Below are 16,188 nucleotides of genomic sequence, written 5' to 3' on the forward strand. Positions count from 1 at the left end.
CCTCCTTTTCGACCCGTTTGGGTATGCGATTTCGCCAGTGTCCCTTGTTTCCGTCAGCTTGGCCGCATGGGTCTACATGCGCGGCCTCGTGCGATCCGCTCGCATTCGCGGGACGGTGTCTATGTGGCGGCAAGCCCTGTTCCTCGCTGGCTTGACCTGCATTCTCGCGGCCACAAATGCGCCTCTGGCTTCGTTGGGGCATAGCCTCTTTTCGGTGCACCAAGTGGAGCACCTTCTCCTCCGCCTTGCAGGACCACTACTCTTCGCGGTCTCTCAGCCGTGGCGATTATTGCAAGCCGGTTTGAACAGACGGTGGCGTCGATACCTCGACGCTCTTGGAAAATCTTTTGCATTTCGGTTCTTGGCACATCCGGTAACCGCCACTGTCGCGTTGCCCTTTAATCTGAGACGGGACGCGTTTGGCGGCAATTTTTGCCCTTAATTGTGAGATGAGGCTGTCATGGGGCCGGCGCTTTTCGCGCGCCTTTGCGCGATGTGATCAACCGCGGCAAGCAATCGAGGCTCCTTCTCGAATGCGCGCAAGAGAGCAACCCTTGCGTAGTCGTCGATGCTTTTGCTGACGATGGCTGCCTTAGCCAAGGGATGAGATCGAGCGGCGGCGATTGCGGCGAGGCAGAACAGCCTAACTTCCGATCTGGGGTTCTGGACAGCGAACGACGGATCCCCGCGGAAGGTTTTGAGTGACATGGCAAAGGTGACTGCGCGCATTGCGCGCCGAAGTTGCTTGGGGCCGCGCGATGCTGCGGCGCACTCAAGCATCCCTGCCCCGCGGCGCGCTCGGAATATCAGTTTTCCGGATATTTGTTCCTCACGGGGTTTGCCAAGGGTCTGCACAAGTCTCGTCCCGCAAACTTGGCAGTCAAATGCCCAGGCCCGCCTCCAATGCCTGAGCGAAAGACCCTCTCTGGAGCATTGCACGCAATGCTGGAATGGCATCTGAGCCGTCAGCGAGGCTTCTCGTGGCGTCATTGCCGGAAAGGTCAACGATCGCACAACATCTGGGTCGACTCGTGCGGCGTTGGCAATCTTCTCCGCCGCAGCCGCGTCGACGTTGAAGTCCAAGGCGATGCCATGCGCGGTATCAATTTTGATATGAGCCAACAGTTCCGCGTCATCGCAGTAGTTGGCCGCCGCCAGCCGAGATAACCAACCTGACAACAACTCGTCTGGCAGCGGCGCGACAGTTTTCGGCAGCGGGTGCGGCTTCACACCCCGGACTTCTCGAGTCGCCGATAGGCGTTCGCATGGCGCGACCAAACCGGCGTCCATTTTGCGATCGCGTCATCAGTAATGCATTCATCACCTGTGACAATGGCGTCGATAGAAAGATCCTTGATCAGGGCGAAGATGCGCGAGGTCACCCCACCGGTCAGCGCAAGTATCTGCTTGAGTGACTTGACCTTCAGATTGGATTTCTTCTCGAGGGGCATTGCCGCGATGAGTGTCTGGATCATGTCCGAGAACTCGGCATCGTCGCGCCAGTTTGGCAGGTGATGTTCGTCCAGCCGCCTGGCAAGCTGGATATCACCACGGATGGCATCAACGGCCTCGCTGACCCCGAGGCAGACCAGCGACACCTCGAGTTCATTGCTAAGATACCGCAGAACATTGAGAAAGCGGCGCTGTTCGCGGTGGGTCCCGGCCAATAGGTTGTGAACCTCGTCGATCATGATCATCCGAAGGCCAAGGTCGCGCAGAAGGGCGATGACGCGGACTTCGAGGGAAGCCACATTTTGAGCGCGGGCGCTCAGTGCCGTCGCCGGGGCGCCGACGGCGGCCAAGATGTGCAGGTAGAACCGCCGTTCGTCTGGTGCGGGCGGCGCTTGCAACAGCAACAGCGGTGTGCGGGTGATGCCTGACGCCGGATCGTATTCTGGTGCGTATTTGCGCGACAGGTTTCGGGCGATCATCGTCTTGCCGATCCCGGAGGCACCATGCACAAGAAGCCCAGGCATACGGGTTTGCCGTGGCGCTTCGATCAGACCCTGCAAGCGGTCCAACACCTGTTCGGCCCGCGGAAAGCCGATCCAGATATCCGATTGAATGAGGGCGATCCGACCGTCTTCCTCAGTTGTCCTTGCCCTCAATTCACCATCTCTCCACCTTGAACAATGGGCGCGATGTATCACCCGTGTCGATCGGCCGCAGCCCTTCGGTTGTCGAGACAGCCGAGTTGGCGCCCTCCAATGTCCCTTTTCTTTCACGGGATCGGCGTTCGGCCTTCGTCAGGCCCCGGCTTTCAGTCTCGATCTGGCGTTGCTGTCGGATCAGCTCAGCCAATACCAGCTCATTGGACCCGGACTTGCCAAGGGCACGGGCCTTCCTCATGGCTTCGCGATATTCCCAGAGGGACACAGGCGGAATTTCAAGGTTTCTGTACCGCGCCTCAACATATCGGCCATCTTCCAGTTCAACCCAGATCATTGAAATATCGCGAGGATCGTAGCGAACAACCACCTTTCCATCGCCGCGCCCAATGTGGCCTGCAAGGGCATCAGACCAGTACCGTATCTGGAACAGATGGATGCCGTCACGCCTGACTTTGCGCAGTTCGCTGGGCAGGAAGCTCACCTGAAAGGCTTCCATCTCGAAGGGGATGTCGCCCGTCATTTGCTCTGAGAGCGCTTCCCATTTGGCAACGGGCGTACAGCCAAGGCTTGAATGAATACTGTTGTTGTAACGGCAGATTTCGAGAGCAAACCAATGATCGAATTCGCTCAGGGTCATCGTGGCCTGGCCTTCGGCGTCATAGTCGCCCTTGGCCGCGACCGAGGATTGCGTTGTTCCCGGCAACAGGTGCACGGCCCCCATCATCGTCCCGATCAACCGCTCGATGTGACCCCCGAAGTGAGGACTTCCCGGCGGCCGATAGATCAGATCGATCCCCCATTCCGCACATGCCGACCGAAAGGCCCGCGACCGGAAATCGCGGCCATTGTCGACATGGATGCTCTCCGGTTTGCCTTGTGCGGGCCAAGGAGTATTGCACGCTAATTCCGCCTGAAGTTCCGCCTTGGGGGCAACCGCTTGTGTCAGGCAAAGCGCCACTGACAGACGCGAAGGGGCCTCCAGAGAGGTGTAGTATCCAGTTACCATCCGCGTTGCGATGTCGATCGCCAGCGTGACCCACGGTCGGCCTATTGGTTGGCGCTCAAAGCTGTCGACAAGAATGATGTCCGCGGGCGTATGATCAATTTGCACAATCTCCAAAGGCTGACTGGCCTTGTTCTCACCTGTGACCGGCGCAAATTTCTGGCGGGCCGCCTTTGCGCCTTCTCGTGCCTTCGCAACTTCGCGGGCATCCATTGCATCCAGACGACGCTGAACCGTCCGCCGTGTCGGCGGCTGCAAGCCCTGTTGCCAGCACGCGCTGCGGATTTCTGTCACGGCGCGCGAGAGGCTCGAACGCTCCCGGCGCAAGTAATACCGTCGAAGGTGCTCTTCGAGCACCGCTTCAACCTTGCCGGATATCAAGGTCGTACCGGTCGGACGGCCCCGTTTTCGCGGAGCCAGCGCGCTGGTGCGCCCACCCTCTTCAGCCAGCCGCTTTATCCAACGCCAGACCGTCGCCCTGCTGACACCAAGCTCCCAAACGGCGTCATTGATGCCACTTTCCAGACTGCCGGTCCCATTGAGATATGCCTGAACAAGCGGACGCAGCACGGCGGCCCTGCGCGACTCTTCAGCACCAACTGCAACGGAGTCTTCGCCATCATCATCCATCGAAAATTGCCGCGCATGTCTGTGAACCCTGTCTCGGCTTTAAGGACAAAAATATCGGAATTAAAGGCAAAATTTCAAATTTAAGGGCAAAGCTCAGCCGTTGATTTCGTTGGATTTCTCATCTCACAATTATGGGCTACGCGACACGTCCCCCTCGAACTGCTTGTGACCTTCGGGCGCGAAGCCTAATCCGATGGGATAGGTCCGCAAGACGTCATCCACCCCGTCCAGAACCAGAAACCGCTGTGCCTTATACATGCGTAGCCGGGTCACTTCGGGTCCGTTGTAAGACCGGAACTTGCTGGCACAACCTGACAGGAAGGAGGCCAATCCGCCCATCAAAAAGGCGCGCCGTGGAAATCTGGTGTTTGTCACTGCTCGACGCCCCTTTTTGCGAGGTCTGTTGGTGCCAGAGGTTACTCTACCGAAGACGTCGGATCAATGACCGTGCGCCAGTGCTCCCTTCGCCATCTGCTCGCCCACCGGTTCACCGCCCGAAGGCCCGTCCTTGATCCGATGGCCGTTCAAAAGCCGCAGCGCATTGGCGACCACCAACAGGGAAACGCCTACATCCGCAGCGATGGCGCCCCACATCGAGGCCATCCCGAACGCGGTCAGCCCGACGAACAGCGCCTTTGTTGCCAGCGATATACCGATATTCTGGTGGATAATCGTCATTGTCCGCCGAGAGTGAGTAATCAGCCACGGCACTCGAGCCAGATCGTCGGTCATCAGTGCAATATCTGCCGTTTCGATCGCCGCATCCGATCCGACAGCCCCCATGGCAATGGCATAATGCGCGCGCGCCATTGCGGGCGCGTCGTTCACGCCGTCGCCGATCATCGCCACCATATCGTGGCATTCCACCAGTTCCTCGATGGCCTTCACCTTGTCTTCTGGCAAGAGTTCGGCGCGCACCTCGTCAATGCCGACCTCGGCCGCCACCGCACGTGCGGTGCGTTCGTTGTCGCCCGTCAACATCACGATTGTCTTCACACCCTGCGCGTGCAGACGCGCAACGATACCCTTTGCATCGGGGCGAATGCGGTCACGAAGCTCCAGCACGCCGGTCACGCCGGTCTCGTCACCCACGGCAACCAGGGTGCTGCCTGCCCCTTCGATCCGGTCCCGAAGATCCGCCGGAATGGCATTGCTGAAACCTTTCTCTTGGGCAAACCGATCTGATCCGAGCCAGATCGCGCGCCGGTCGGCGCGTCCTTCGAGCCCGCGCCCAGGCACGGTCCGCGTGTCCTCTGCGGCAGACACGGAAACACCATCGCTTTCTGCGCGCGCGAGGATGGCGCGTGCCAGCGGGTGCGAGGACCGCGCCTCCAGACTGGCTGCCAGCGTGATGATTTCGCGAGCGGAGGCTTCACCCAGCGGGTGAACCGCCGCCACCTCAGGCTCGCCCATGGTGATCGTTCCCGTCTTGTCCATCGCCAGCGCTGTGGTGCGCCCTGGCGCTTCGACATAAGCGCCGCCCTTGATGAGCACCCCTGCTCGCGCCGAAGCGGCCAGCGCTGCTACAATGGACACCGGCGTAGAAATGACCAGTGCGCAAGGACATGCGATGACAAGAAGGACCAGCGCATTGTAGAACCAATAGTCCCAGGCGCCGCCGAGCAAGAGTGGCGGCACCACCGCGATGGTGATCGCCACCGCCATCACGATGGGTGTATAAATGCGCGCGAATTTCGCCACCCATTGCTCGACCGGCGCGCGGCGGGCATGGGCATCACCGACCAGACGGATGATCTTGGCCAACACTGTGTCGGAAGCTGCCTTGGTCGCTCGTACCGTCAGTGTGCCTTCGCCGTTGATCGTGCCGGCATAGACCTCATCGCCCGGCTCCTTTGGCACGAGCGCGCTTTCTCCGGTAATGGGAGCCTGATCGACGGCTCCCGCCCCCTCCACCACTTCACCGTCGAGGGGGATGCGGTCGCCGCCGCGCACAATGAAGCGATCGTTCACGGCGACCTCTGCCGCAGGCACATCGGTTTCGCTGCCATCTGATCGGATCACCCGAGCTGTCGGCGGCGCCAGATCCAGCAAGGCCGATACCGCGTTGCGGGCCCGCCCCACACTCCAGCTCTCAAGGTAAAGCGAAAGTGAGAAGAAAAACGCAACCGTCGCGGCCTCGAAGAATTCGCCCAGCCCGATGGCACCCGCCACTGCGACCACCATCAACAAGTTCATGTCAGGGGAAAACCGTCGCGCGGAAGACCAAGCCTTGGGCGCGACCAGCCAGACCCCGAAGAGAATTGCCACCGCGAATAACCCTGCTTCCGCGAGTGGCATCGGCATTTCTCCGTGCCCTGCGAATAGCCCGAGCGCACCACCCATGCCGGTTTCGACGATGTGGTAGAGAAAACCTGCCACCCAGAAGCCGCCGCTGAGCGCGGTAAACCGCTTTTGACGTGCCAGATGCGCGGCCTGATTCTCTGCTGCGTTGTCGGCGTCCCACGGTTTTGCGCTCATGCCGGTACTCGCGACCAGTTGCGAAATCTCGTTGTCCGAAATCCCGACTGCGGTATCCAGAATTGTCATCCGCCCATTGATGACATCGAACGCCAGATGCTCAGTCCCGCCGACTTTTGGACCGACCACCCTATTCAGGATTGCCACCTCTTCGGCACAATCCAGACCGGAAACTTGAAAACTTCGCCCATTCGACGGGATGGATTCTGCCGGTCCCGTGTTGGCTCCAGCACCGCAGCACGCAGCACCATCTCCATGAGAGTAGCGAGCTACGCTCGCATGTTTGTGATCATCAACATGATCGTGACTGCAGTCAGAGCTGTGCTTGTGGTCGTGGCGGTGGCCATTGGAAGACATGGGATTGACCTCGGGATTCGTTCATTCCACATTGAGATAGCCCCTACAGTAACTAGAGCTTCAAGAGCTAAAACAGAAACTTGGTCAAGTAAGGACACCGATCTGCGGAACCTTGAAACGCGTTGCCAAGTCTGTGGACGCGGCTGACCTGCCAAAAAGTGAGATAGATATGCTTCAAAAATATGCGGTGATCATGGTTGCAACATTGGCCCTGGCTGGCTGTGCGGTACCTCCGAAGGAAGACAACGATCCATTCAGGGTCGGGAATATTCCAGAATCTGTCGCAGCCCTCGCTGCACCCGACCAGGATCTCAACACGGCACGGCTACGTCCCGAAGATAATTGCTATTGGTATGCGCATAGTGGGCCTGTGGAAACGACCTTGGTCCCGTTGCGATCGGCAGGCGGCAATCCCATCTGCGTCGCGCGCCAATCCTGATTGACGCGTCCAAGCGTCGGATTGACGGCGCGGCTTGGGTCAACTCTGCGGAGTCACGCTGTCCTCGGCCGAATATAGGAACGCCATCGAGCCAATCTCCACATTCGGATACAGATCGTTTATGTGCGCCATGACCATCCGGACGCAACCGGAACTTGCTCGGCCGCCGATGCTTCGCGGCTGTGGTGTACCATGGATGCGCAGATAGGTGTCTCGGTCCCCGACAAAGAGATAAAGCGCCCGTGACCCGAGCGCGTTCTCAGGTCCGGGTTCCATACCGTCAGCGATATCGGCGTAGAGCTCCGGGTCGCGGTCAATCATGTTCTGTGTTGGCTGCCAATGCGGCCACCTGACCTTGCGCTTAATCGTGTAGACACCCGGCTCATAAAGTTTGCCACGAGCAATCGCTACGCCATAGCGCATCGCCGTTCCGCCTTCCTCGATATGGTAAAGATAGCGCGCAACAGCATCGACATGGATGTCACCGGCCACAAGACCATCTTTAGCTACAACCCGCTGCGGCAGAAAGCGCGGATGCAGGCCCCACGGGTTTGATGTGGCTGGATTATAGCCCGGCGGTGTAACCTGTGCATCCCAAGCAGCCTTTTCCGCTTCAGTGGGCCAGGTGTCAGCGAGGAGCGGACTCGAGATAGACGCCGAGAACAATGCGGTAGTCGTCTGGATGAAGTGTCGTCTTGTCAGCATGTATCGTGCTCCGCGCAGTTTCTATTTCGGTGTCGGATCTGTCAGATCGATTTGCTCCACGCTAAAACGTCTAGCAACTAGAGGTTCAAGGGTTAAATTTTCACTTAACCGCGAGAAGCAGAGGGTTGAATAGCGATTTCAATGCTAGACGTTCACGCGCCAACTGGGTCAGCAAAGGGCTAAATCCAAAAAGGCTTCTCTACTATATCGTTGCACGCCACATCCGATAGCGCCCCTGCCCGGTCACCTCACGGATCAGACCCCGCGCTTCCAACCAGCCAAGGTTGCGCTGGACGGCGGCGCGGCTGGCGCCAGTCAAGATTTCGGTCATCGGTGCAGAGACGAGTGGCCACTCGGTCAGTAAGGCGCGGAGAGCAGGTGGCGTCTTGCCCGAGAGCGGTGCCATTTCGGCGTCTGCGCGCATAGCCCATGCCTCTATGTCGTCTAGGTGCCGCATCGCGCTCAAGGATGCTGTCATCATCCCATCGAGCCAACGCGCCAGACGGTCAGCGGGTGGGCCGCCAGCGCGCAGCCCCCCTGATCCGCCCATGGCCAGAGGTGCAAAGACTGCCCCCCTTCCCTCACCGGCCGCAATCCTTGCGGCTGTGACTGCCGCCTCCATCCCGTCTCCGTGCTGTCCAAGACCAGCGAGGTTCCAGAGGTGGAAACCCATGCAGGCGCGGCTGATCGGATGCAGATCGACAGCTCGCGCCATCAGATCCAGCCAGCCGCTCGCACGATTCATGAAAGGTTCGGCATCATCACCAAGGTTCTCGGGGTCGCGGCGGTCGAGAAAGGCGGAAAGGTCCACCTCGGGCCCCGGCCCGCCGCTCAAACGGCGAACTGCCCATCCGACACGCGCGAGTGCTGCGGTGTCCTCCTGAACGCCTGACAGGCGCATGGATATCCAAAGAGCAAGGCGATCCGGGACGATACGATCACCCACAAACCAGCTGAGGTCAGCTGCCTCGATCAGGGCAAGCCTGTGTCGCCATCCTTCGGGGCCGCGCTTCAGGCGGTCGTCCAGCGCGCCGACGCGACCAGCTACACTGGCAAGACGCGCGGCGAGACCCGCCTCTGCTTTCCGCCATTCATCAAGGACTTCGGTTTCGCGCGGTTCGGCCCGTGGTCCGGGCGGCAGATAATCCGGCTCCTCTTCCATGGGACCGGGCAAGAACCAAAGATCGTCCTCGGACGACTGTTCCACCCCCTCAGCATCGAGAAAGAGAGCGTCCGATTCATCATGAAAGGCAGGCGCTTGAGGCTTCATATGTGCAAAATACTGGATTTTTGCATTTTACCCAAGGGTTTTGTCAGAGTGGACCCACGCTTCTTAGATAGCACGCGCGGGCGATGGTCGGCGAGGGCTCTCTGATCGCGCTCAGCGCAAGGAAACCAAGGGTTTTTGGACGAGCACGACGAGCGAGCACTTACTTGCTTTCGTTTACAAACGGTCGTTTAGTAGCGATACTGTAAATTGCAAATGGCCCGTTTTCATGCCCCTGATCGGCTACGCCCGCGTTTCCACTGAGGATCAGACCCCCCTGCCCCAGTCTGAGGCTCTGCAAACTGCGGGATGTGTCGAAATCCATGAAGAGCACGCCTCAGGCGGCAATCGCGCGCGACCGGTGCTGGCGCGCGTTCTCGAACGCGTCCGGAGCGGTGATACGCTGGTCGTTGTGCGGATCGACCGGCTTGCGCGGTCTCTGTCGCACTTGCTGGAGGTGATCGAGCGTCTGGAGGCCAAGGGAGCTTTCTTCCGCTCGCTGCAGGACCCGATCGACACCGCTTCCCCGCAGGGCAAGTTCACATTGCAGGTTCTGGGCGCCGCGGCCGAGTTCGAGCGCGCGCTGATACGTGAGCGCACAAAGGCCGGGCTTGCCTCTGCCCGCGCCAAGGGCCGCGTTGGTGGCAATCCTGGGCTACGCGCCAAGGATCCCGCTGCGCTGCGCAAGGTGCGGCTGGCACGACAGGACGGCTACATGGAGCGCCTGAACGAAACCGCGCAGGATTGGGTGCCCCACGTGCGACGCCTGCGGCCGGATATGGCCTGGGAAGATGTATTGCGAATCATTAATGGCCCCCTGCCCCACGACAGGCACTGGACCCAAAGCCGCCTACTCCGTGCTGTGAAAGCCTATGTCCGCGACGGCTTTCTACCAGATGCAGTGCTTGGCCGCGCCGGACGCCGCGAAACCGATGACCGCCTGCCGGCTATCGTGGCTGCCATCAAAGGCTCAGACCCCGAAATAACACTGCAGGCGATATGCGACCGGCTGGAATCGCTGCGTGAGCGCACCCCTCGAGGGCGCACTAGCTGGCAGCCGTCTTCGGTCAAAATGCTGCTTGAGCGTGCGGAAAAGTTGGGGCTCCTCTGAACACGACACTTGTGTTGGCCTAACGGATTGCCACTAAATCTAGAAAGTGCTTGCACGAATCTGGCTGCTCGGGCAATAGTCTCGAAAAATAACGCGCGGTCACATAAAAAACGCGCCCACGGATCGGGGCAGACATGAGCGAAGCAGAACAGGATCTAGATATCGCCATCGGGCACTACGCGGAACTTCTCGCGTCGAACCTGCATGCTCAGCGCGCTGCACACTTCCCACCAGATGCAAAGAAGGTGATGCGCACTTTGACCAGCGGCGAAGCTGCTGAGCTCCTTGGCGTCGACCATACCTATCTTCGGAAGCTTCATCGAGAAGGAAAGATCGTTGACGTCGAGACGACGGCTGGAAGTCATCGTCGCTATACGCTCGACGATATCTGGGAAATCCGGCAGACGCTTGAAGGAAACGCAAAAAAGTCTGGAACTTACGTGCCTGGTCGTCGCGACAGTGACGAGCTTCAAGTCATTTCAGTGGTGAACTTCAAGGGCGGGTCCGGCAAAACGACGACGTCTGCTCACCTCGCTCAGCGCTTGGCGCTCAAGGGGTACAGGGTTCTTGCAATCGACCTCGACCCCCAAGCATCTCTTTCGGCTCTTCACGGAATCCAGCCAGAACTCGACCTCATGGAGGGCGGAACCCTCTATGATGCCGTTCGCTATGACGATCCGGTTCCGATCGCCGAAGTGATCCGCAAGACCTACATCCGCGGCCTTGATCTTATCCCGGGCAACCTTGAACTCATGGAGTTCGAGCACGAGACGCCTGCTGCAATCCAGCGAGGCGGAGCGAAGGCGTTCTTCGCGAGAGTTCACGACGCACTCGATAGTGTTGAAGCGAACTACGACGTTGTTGTGATCGACTGTCCGCCGCAGCTTGGCTTCCTGACCATGTCTGCCCTATCCGCGTCCTCAGGGGTCCTGGTTACGGTCCACCCGCAGATGCTCGACCTCATGTCCATGTCGCAGTTCCTGCGGATGACGGCCGACCTGTTGGGCGTGATCCGCGATGCAGGCGCCAACCTGCGGTTCGATTGGCTGCGCTTTTTGCCAACGCGATACAAAGTCGGCGACGCACCACAAACCGAAGTCATCGCTTTCATTCGAGGGCTATTTGGGAGGTCGGTCCTGACCAACCACATGGTTGAGTCGACCGCGATTTCTGATGCCGGCTTGACCAAGCAAACGCTCTACGAAGCTGACAAGAAGGACTTCACGCGTCAGACGTTTGATCGTGCGATCGAATCTATGAACGCAGTGAACGATGAGATCGCTGAAATCATCCAGAACACATGGGGGCGGAATGGCAAGAAAGCCTAAACTTGGCCTGCCGCTGCAGACCCTTCGCAACGCTCCTGACGCTCTTGAAGGGCGCCGACTGCGTGGCGGTGTATTTGAGATCGATCCGGCGCAGATTGTGACCGAAGGCCGCTTGGATGACAGGCTTCAGATCGAAGTTGAGGGCCTGAAGAACTCTATTTCCAAGAACGGTCAGCGTGTGCCTGTCTTGGTCCGCCCACTGGAAGGCGATCGCTACAACCTGATCTACGGCCGTAGACGCTTGGAAGCATGTCGCGAACTCGGTATCAAAGTTCGAGCCATCGTCACAGAGGTTGAGGGTGATCAAGCGCTTCGTGATCAGCTTCTCGAGAACCAAGAGCGTCGTGATCTGAGCTTTATTGAACGTGCGCTTGTTGCGACAGCGCTTTTGGACGGTGATCATCTGGAAGGGGCTGAGCGCACCAATCGAGGTGTCGCCGAAGTCCTTAACCTCCACGAAGCTGGGGTTTCACAGCTCTTGAGCGTCGTTCGGACGGTCGGCGAGGATCTCATCCAGGCAATTGGTGCAGCTCCTGGGATTGGTCGCCCGAGATGGGAAGAGCTCAAAAAGGCTTTGGGTGCCTACGACGGTGATCGGGACCAGCTGCTAGCCATAGCTCATGCAGCCAAGTCCGAAAGTTCCGGCTCGGTCGATGAGGTTTCTGAGCGTGCGTTTCTCGCAGTTCTGGCAGCTGCGAAGAGCGCAGAGAAGAAAGCAAGCCCGTCTAGAAAGGGTGTGCCTGCTTTGGCGATCCCCGGTGTTGGAGCTGCGACGGTCAAGACCGGCCGCCAAGGCAAGCAGCTCAAACTTGATCTAACTACGGATGAACCTGATTTTATCAGCTGGTTGGAGGGCAACGCCCCAAAGCTGATTACCGAGCTTCATGAGCGCTGGAAGCGTTCAGGAGACTGAGGAAGAGCAACCAACAAGAAGGAGGCACGATACAGGCAAAAAGAAAAAGGCCCCGAGAAGCTAGCTTCACGAGACCTTTGTAAGGTTTCGCACCGGGATCAGCCCGCTACAAAATCTCAGTTTTCGCACTTCTGACTGTAGCGTTCTGGCCCCTACCCCGCAAGCGCAAAGCGATTCGCGGGCCCTAGAATTTTTGTCTTCGTGGACATTTTCATGGAGTACACACCAATCTCGCCGTTTATGCGGCCGATTTCGCACGCCCATTTGCGCGTCATTGAGCGACCCGAGGCATCTGTTCCAGCCAGACCCGTTAACAAGTGGGAACTCCTGCGCGAGCTCTCCAAGGCGCAAGCGGCCTTTGGGGTCTCGGAACGTGATCTGACGGTTTTGCAGGGGCTTCTCAGCTTCTTTCCGGACGATGCGCTTGGCGGGAACGCCGAGATGGTCGTCTTCCCCTCGAACAAGGCGATCTGTGAGCGCCTGAATGGTATGCCCTGCTCCACGATGCGTCGTCACCTCGCGCGTCTTGTCGAGGCTGGCTTGCTCCAGCGGCGTGATAGCCCCAATGGGAAGCGCTATGTCCGCAAGCACGGCGAAGACCGCGTTGTCTTTGGCTTCGATCTTTCCCCGCTCTACTGTCAGTCCGAGGAGATAGCACGGGCCGCAGAGGCCGTACGTGAGGCTGAGGAGCGAGTCAGGCGCCTGAGAGAGGTCGTGAGCCTCATGCGACGCGATCTCGCGGCCCTCGCCGAGTTCGGAGACGAGATACAGCCAGGCCTAGGCCTCTGGGATCAGCTCCGCGACAAGGCCGCACTCACAGCCCGCGCGCTTCGCCGCAAGCTTTCAATTGAGGACCTCGCGGCCTATCGAGCCGACCTTGGAGCTCTTCTCGATCAGGCACGCAACATCATTGATGGCCCTGAAACAGAGGAAATGAACACCAATGATGCTCATTCTGAGCGTCACCATCATAATTCAAACAAAGAATCTATAGATCTTGAACCTGCTTTAGAAAAAAGCGGGGCGGCGGCGGGCGTGCCAGATGTGGATACGAATGAGCCGGTGGCTGACGTTGATGAACAGGACACAAGACACCTGCCAAAGATCCCACTCCACCTAGTGATCGCGGCATGTCCCTCGCTCAAGACCTTCTACCAAGGTGAGGTCCGGCATTGGCATCAGCTTTTCGATGCGGCGTGCCATGTGCGCCCAGCCATGGGCATCAGTGCGTCTGCATGGGAAGAAGCACAGCGGTTCATGGGTCCGGAGCAAGCGTCGATCGTCGTTGCTGCCATGCTGGAACGCTTCGCCGACATAAGATCACCTGGTGGATACTTGCGAGCTCTGACTGCCAAAGCTGCGGCAGGCGAGTTTTCTTGTGGCCCAATGGTCATGGCATTGATTGGCCGGCGGAACGCGGCTTAACAGCTGTTAAACTCCAATCGCGTGCGGCTGGCATGGAATAGTTTAACAGCTGTTAAGTAGGCTCTCGGCACACAAACGGTGTTCGAGAGAGAAAAGTTAGGGGGGTTGAGGTGTGGCGGTATTTGAGATCGTGAAAGTGGCTTTCGCCTTCGTCGCGGCGAAGATCTGATGACGAGGGCATCCCGATCATCATGGTAAAACCTCAGCTGGTGACCATCGCTGCCAGTAGCGCAAAGGCGGCTAGCGAAGAACATACAGCGCGTTGCGCTGCAGCCAACCTAGCAGTTGCGCGCCTCCGCGGCCCCTGCCCTTTTCGATGTCTGAGATCTGATGATGAATACCCTCAACAATTGGCTCTACGCTATCCGGCGCCTGCTGACGGCGATTTGGGTCCTGGCCTCGGATATTCCCTTGGCCTTCATCGCTGCTAATGCCTGAGAGGTAGGTTGTGGATGTCTGTTGCATGATATCGTGGCTACGGGCCGTAGCGCACAAGGAGCAGACGATCGATGGTTGCCAAAACCGTTTGACCAAGGGCTCGATCCTCGAATTCCCGCGCGCGGGGAAGGGGACCGCGAAACTTCTCAGGCACTTCAATAATGGCGACATGCTGAGCGAGGCCAGCGGCTTCTCAAGCGCAACAGTTGGTTGCCCGCGGTCCCGCGTTCCGCTGAGTTAGTCGTAGTGGACGACAAGGAAATCGCAGAACAGCGGGTGCAACTCAATCTCTTGATTTCATGACACCCAAACTCTTCAAAAGAGTGCTTTGATGTTGGCTGCGGAATAATCTGATCCATTCGACGAATGAAAATGATTTAATAACAATAGGTTATTATGTTTTTTAGTGTTCGCGATGAGAAATCATGCCCACAAAAGCCATCATCGACATGGTTTCCCTTTCCAGGGTGCCGATCCGCTGCATTGGTGGGAAGCCAAAGCATCAGCACGCTTTGCGAAGAAGTTGGCAGTTGCGGGCCGAATGAGCGGTTTGGGCTATCTCGTGAAGAAGAAACCGCCACAGGTCTAGCCGATGGGCCCTGTGGAAGTTGTGGTCCCTTCGTACCATTACAGTTCGGTGGCGGTTGGGTGTTTCACGGGTTTGGTCAACGAAAAGTAAAAGTGTCCTTCGGGTTTTGTGACTGACGGATGAGGGCCTTTGGGGTCCTTCAAATGGGTCCGGACCGGATTCCGGTCTGTCTTTCCTAATGAAGGGCATTCCCATGCAAACAGGTGTCTTGCGCGTGCTGCGCGCGACCGCTGCCTCTTGGTGGCGGCATAGAGAGCTGCGCCGAACCGGCGAGACGGAGCTGGCACGGCAGCTCGAGCGGACAGCCGTTCTCCGCGATCTCGGCTATCTCAGGCAGGCGGCGTCATTGCCAAACGCGCATGTGATCTGCGGGGAGGGTGGGACATTCCTCCATCTCGGGTGGACCGCCGTGTCGACTCTCGCGCCTATCGAGCGCTTCCCCCTGGCCGCTCTTGCGGTCGCCCGAGGGACCCCGTTCATCGATATCCGACCCGTCACCGATGTTATCGCTTTCGCGAACCTGCCGCGGGTGACGCGGGACGGATCGGTTGACCCTGAACCTTCGGGTTCCGGCAAGTCCGTCTCGCTGACCACCTACATCGACATGGTCGAAGGGCTTGGCGCGAGGATCCTCAACGATCCGCGGTCCCATCAGTCAGCCTGATCACCACTTACTCTCACCAAAACTCGAAAGGAGGCCAGCCATGGCCCGATCCCGCACGCCCAAATTCGATGCCTCCGAGGTCATCACCAACGAAATCATCCGTATCATCGAGCGCGGTGTCCTGCCCTGGCGCAAGCCCTGGACCGCAGGTGGCAGCTCTCGCCCCCTACGCGTGGGCGGTGAACCCTACCAGGGCGTGAACAACTTCCTGCTGACGATGCGAACTATGATGGCGGGCCATAGCTCGCCCTTCTGGATGACGTTGCCGCAGGCCAATGCCTTGGACGCAAAGGTTCGCAAGGGCGAGAAGTCGTCTGTCGTCGTCTACTACGGACAAAGCCGGACGAACGCCGCCGATGAGGACGGTCGCAGCGACGGGGATGATCACTCCGAGGAAGCCCGCATCTTTCGCTTCCAGAAATCCTATCGCGTGTTCAATGCCTGCCAGATCGAGGGCTTGCCCGACAATTTCTACCCTGACCCGGAGCCTGTGCCTGAACATCCGCCGTCCAAGCCCATCCCGCATATGCAGGCGTTTTTCGATGCCATCGACATCACGACCGTCTTTACGGGCACGGAGGCGTACTATTTGCCCCCCGTGGACAAGGTTTACATGCCGTCCATCACGCGGTTCCACGACCCGCGCAATTTCTACGGGGCCTGGGCCCATGAGCTGGCCCATAATGCCGAGGTTCGGATTATGCCGCGCCGTTCCTCATAACCTGTTGTT

Annotated in this window: 13 protein-coding genes and 2 pseudogenes; 8 read left to right on the forward strand and 7 right to left on the reverse strand. The window is 58.8% G+C overall.

The window, feature by feature from the left end; genetic code table 11:
• Window positions 1-76: 76 nt before the first annotated feature.
• Window positions 77-442 carry a cytochrome c oxidase assembly protein gene (locus TL5118_RS14680; protein WP_278044380.1) on the forward strand — a complete coding sequence of 122 codons (366 nt, stop codon included), beginning with the start codon at window positions 77-79 and terminating at the stop codon, window positions 440-442.
• Here the strand turns inward: TL5118_RS14680 and TL5118_RS14685 are convergent.
• From TL5118_RS14685 to TL5118_RS14705, 5 genes and pseudogenes are all read right to left on the reverse strand, one after another.
• Window positions 439-1,230, reverse strand: coding sequence for a TniQ family protein (locus TL5118_RS14685; protein WP_058243487.1), 792 nt, complete (start codon window positions 1,228-1,230; stop codon window positions 439-441). The genes TL5118_RS14680 and TL5118_RS14685 overlap by 4 nt on opposite strands.
• Window positions 1,227-2,108: a TniB family NTP-binding protein gene (locus TL5118_RS14690; RefSeq protein ID WP_058243486.1), complete on the reverse strand. Its 882-nt coding sequence runs from the start codon at window positions 2,106-2,108 to the stop codon at window positions 1,227-1,229. Before TL5118_RS14690 ends, TL5118_RS14685 begins: the two co-directional genes overlap by 4 nt.
• A gap of 1 nt (window position 2,109) precedes the next feature.
• Window positions 2,110-3,744, reverse strand: a complete 1,635-nt coding sequence (locus TL5118_RS14695; RefSeq protein ID WP_082626271.1) for a TnsB C-terminal domain-containing protein — start codon at window positions 3,742-3,744, stop codon at window positions 2,110-2,112.
• Window positions 3,745-3,876: 132 nt separating this feature from the next.
• A pseudogene (locus TL5118_RS14700) lies at window positions 3,877-4,083 on the reverse strand (L,D-transpeptidase family protein); the annotation flags it as partial.
• Window positions 4,084-4,182: 99 nt separating this feature from the next.
• Window positions 4,183-6,579 carry a heavy metal translocating P-type ATPase gene (locus TL5118_RS14705; protein WP_234994810.1) on the reverse strand — a complete coding sequence of 799 codons (2,397 nt, stop codon included), beginning with the start codon at window positions 6,577-6,579 and terminating at the stop codon, window positions 4,183-4,185.
• A gap of 169 nt (window positions 6,580-6,748) precedes the next feature.
• Here TL5118_RS14705 and TL5118_RS21640 point away from each other — a divergent pair, with 169 nt between their 5' ends.
• The gene (locus TL5118_RS21640; protein WP_050686128.1) at window positions 6,749-7,018 is read left to right on the forward strand and encodes a hypothetical protein; all 270 of its coding nucleotides are present in this window, start codon (window positions 6,749-6,751) and stop codon (window positions 7,016-7,018) included.
• 39 nt (window positions 7,019-7,057) lie between these two features.
• On the opposite strand, the gene TL5118_RS14710 is transcribed toward TL5118_RS21640, so the two are convergent.
• Complete coding sequence (locus TL5118_RS14710) at window positions 7,058-7,723, reverse strand: L,D-transpeptidase (RefSeq protein WP_043872284.1); 666 nt, start codon at window positions 7,721-7,723, stop codon at window positions 7,058-7,060.
• A gap of 202 nt (window positions 7,724-7,925) precedes the next feature.
• Window positions 7,926-8,993, reverse strand: a complete 1,068-nt coding sequence (locus TL5118_RS14715) for a hypothetical protein (RefSeq protein ID WP_050686115.1) — start codon at window positions 8,991-8,993, stop codon at window positions 7,926-7,928.
• Between the two features lie 226 nt (window positions 8,994-9,219).
• Between TL5118_RS14715 and TL5118_RS14720 the strand changes: the two genes are divergently transcribed.
• The 6 genes and pseudogenes from TL5118_RS14720 to TL5118_RS14750 form a co-directional block, all read left to right on the forward strand.
• Window positions 9,220-10,101 (forward strand): recombinase family protein, encoded by an 882-nt coding sequence (locus TL5118_RS14720; RefSeq protein ID WP_058243485.1) that lies wholly within the window; start codon window positions 9,220-9,222, stop codon window positions 10,099-10,101.
• 134 nt (window positions 10,102-10,235) lie between these two features.
• Complete coding sequence (repA, locus tag TL5118_RS14725; RefSeq protein WP_058243484.1) at window positions 10,236-11,429, forward strand: plasmid partitioning protein RepA; 1,194 nt, start codon at window positions 10,236-10,238, stop codon at window positions 11,427-11,429.
• Window positions 11,413-12,342: a plasmid partitioning protein RepB gene (gene repB / locus TL5118_RS14730; RefSeq protein WP_058243483.1), complete on the forward strand. Its 930-nt coding sequence runs from the start codon at window positions 11,413-11,415 to the stop codon at window positions 12,340-12,342. Before repA ends, repB begins: the two co-directional genes overlap by 17 nt.
• A gap of 213 nt (window positions 12,343-12,555) precedes the next feature.
• Window positions 12,556-13,767, forward strand: a complete 1,212-nt coding sequence (gene repC, locus TL5118_RS14735) for a plasmid replication protein RepC (protein ID WP_058243482.1) — start codon at window positions 12,556-12,558, stop codon at window positions 13,765-13,767.
• Between the two features lie 1,205 nt (window positions 13,768-14,972).
• Entirely contained in the window at window positions 14,973-15,458 is a 486-nt protein-coding gene (locus TL5118_RS14745) for a hypothetical protein (RefSeq protein ID WP_065324508.1), read from the forward strand.
• A 40-nt stretch (window positions 15,459-15,498) separates the two neighbouring features.
• Window positions 15,499-16,140, forward strand: a pseudogene (locus tag TL5118_RS14750) (ArdC family protein); the annotation flags it as partial.
• Window positions 16,141-16,188: the final 48 nt, after the last annotated feature.

The sequence above is a fragment of the Thalassovita autumnalis genome, assembly GCF_001458255.1.
Taxonomy (GTDB): domain Bacteria; phylum Pseudomonadota; class Alphaproteobacteria; order Rhodobacterales; family Rhodobacteraceae; genus Thalassobius; species Thalassobius autumnalis.

Coding starts and splice junctions, on each gene's coding strand:
- TL5118_RS14680 (WP_278044380.1), top strand. CDS start 77: ATGCGCGGCCTCGTGCGATCCGCTCGCATTCGCGGGACGGTGTCTATG.
- TL5118_RS14695 (WP_082626271.1), bottom strand. CDS start 3,744: ATGGATGATGATGGCGAAGACTCCGTTGCAGTTGGTGCTGAAGAGTCG.
- TL5118_RS14705 (WP_234994810.1), bottom strand. CDS start 6,579: ATGTCTTCCAATGGCCACCGCCACGACCACAAGCACAGCTCTGACTGC.
- TL5118_RS21640 (WP_050686128.1), top strand. CDS start 6,749: ATGCTTCAAAAATATGCGGTGATCATGGTTGCAACATTGGCCCTGGCT.
- TL5118_RS14710 (WP_043872284.1), bottom strand. CDS start 7,723: ATGCTGACAAGACGACACTTCATCCAGACGACTACCGCATTGTTCTCG.
- TL5118_RS14715 (WP_050686115.1), bottom strand. CDS start 8,993: ATGAAGCCTCAAGCGCCTGCCTTTCATGATGAATCGGACGCTCTCTTT.
- TL5118_RS14720 (WP_058243485.1), top strand. CDS start 9,220: ATGCCCCTGATCGGCTACGCCCGCGTTTCCACTGAGGATCAGACCCCC.
- repA (WP_058243484.1), top strand. CDS start 10,236: ATGAGCGAAGCAGAACAGGATCTAGATATCGCCATCGGGCACTACGCG.
- repB (WP_058243483.1), top strand. CDS start 11,413: ATGGCAAGAAAGCCTAAACTTGGCCTGCCGCTGCAGACCCTTCGCAAC.
- repC (WP_058243482.1), top strand. CDS start 12,556: ATGGAGTACACACCAATCTCGCCGTTTATGCGGCCGATTTCGCACGCC.
- TL5118_RS14745 (WP_065324508.1), top strand. CDS start 14,973: ATGAAGGGCATTCCCATGCAAACAGGTGTCTTGCGCGTGCTGCGCGCG.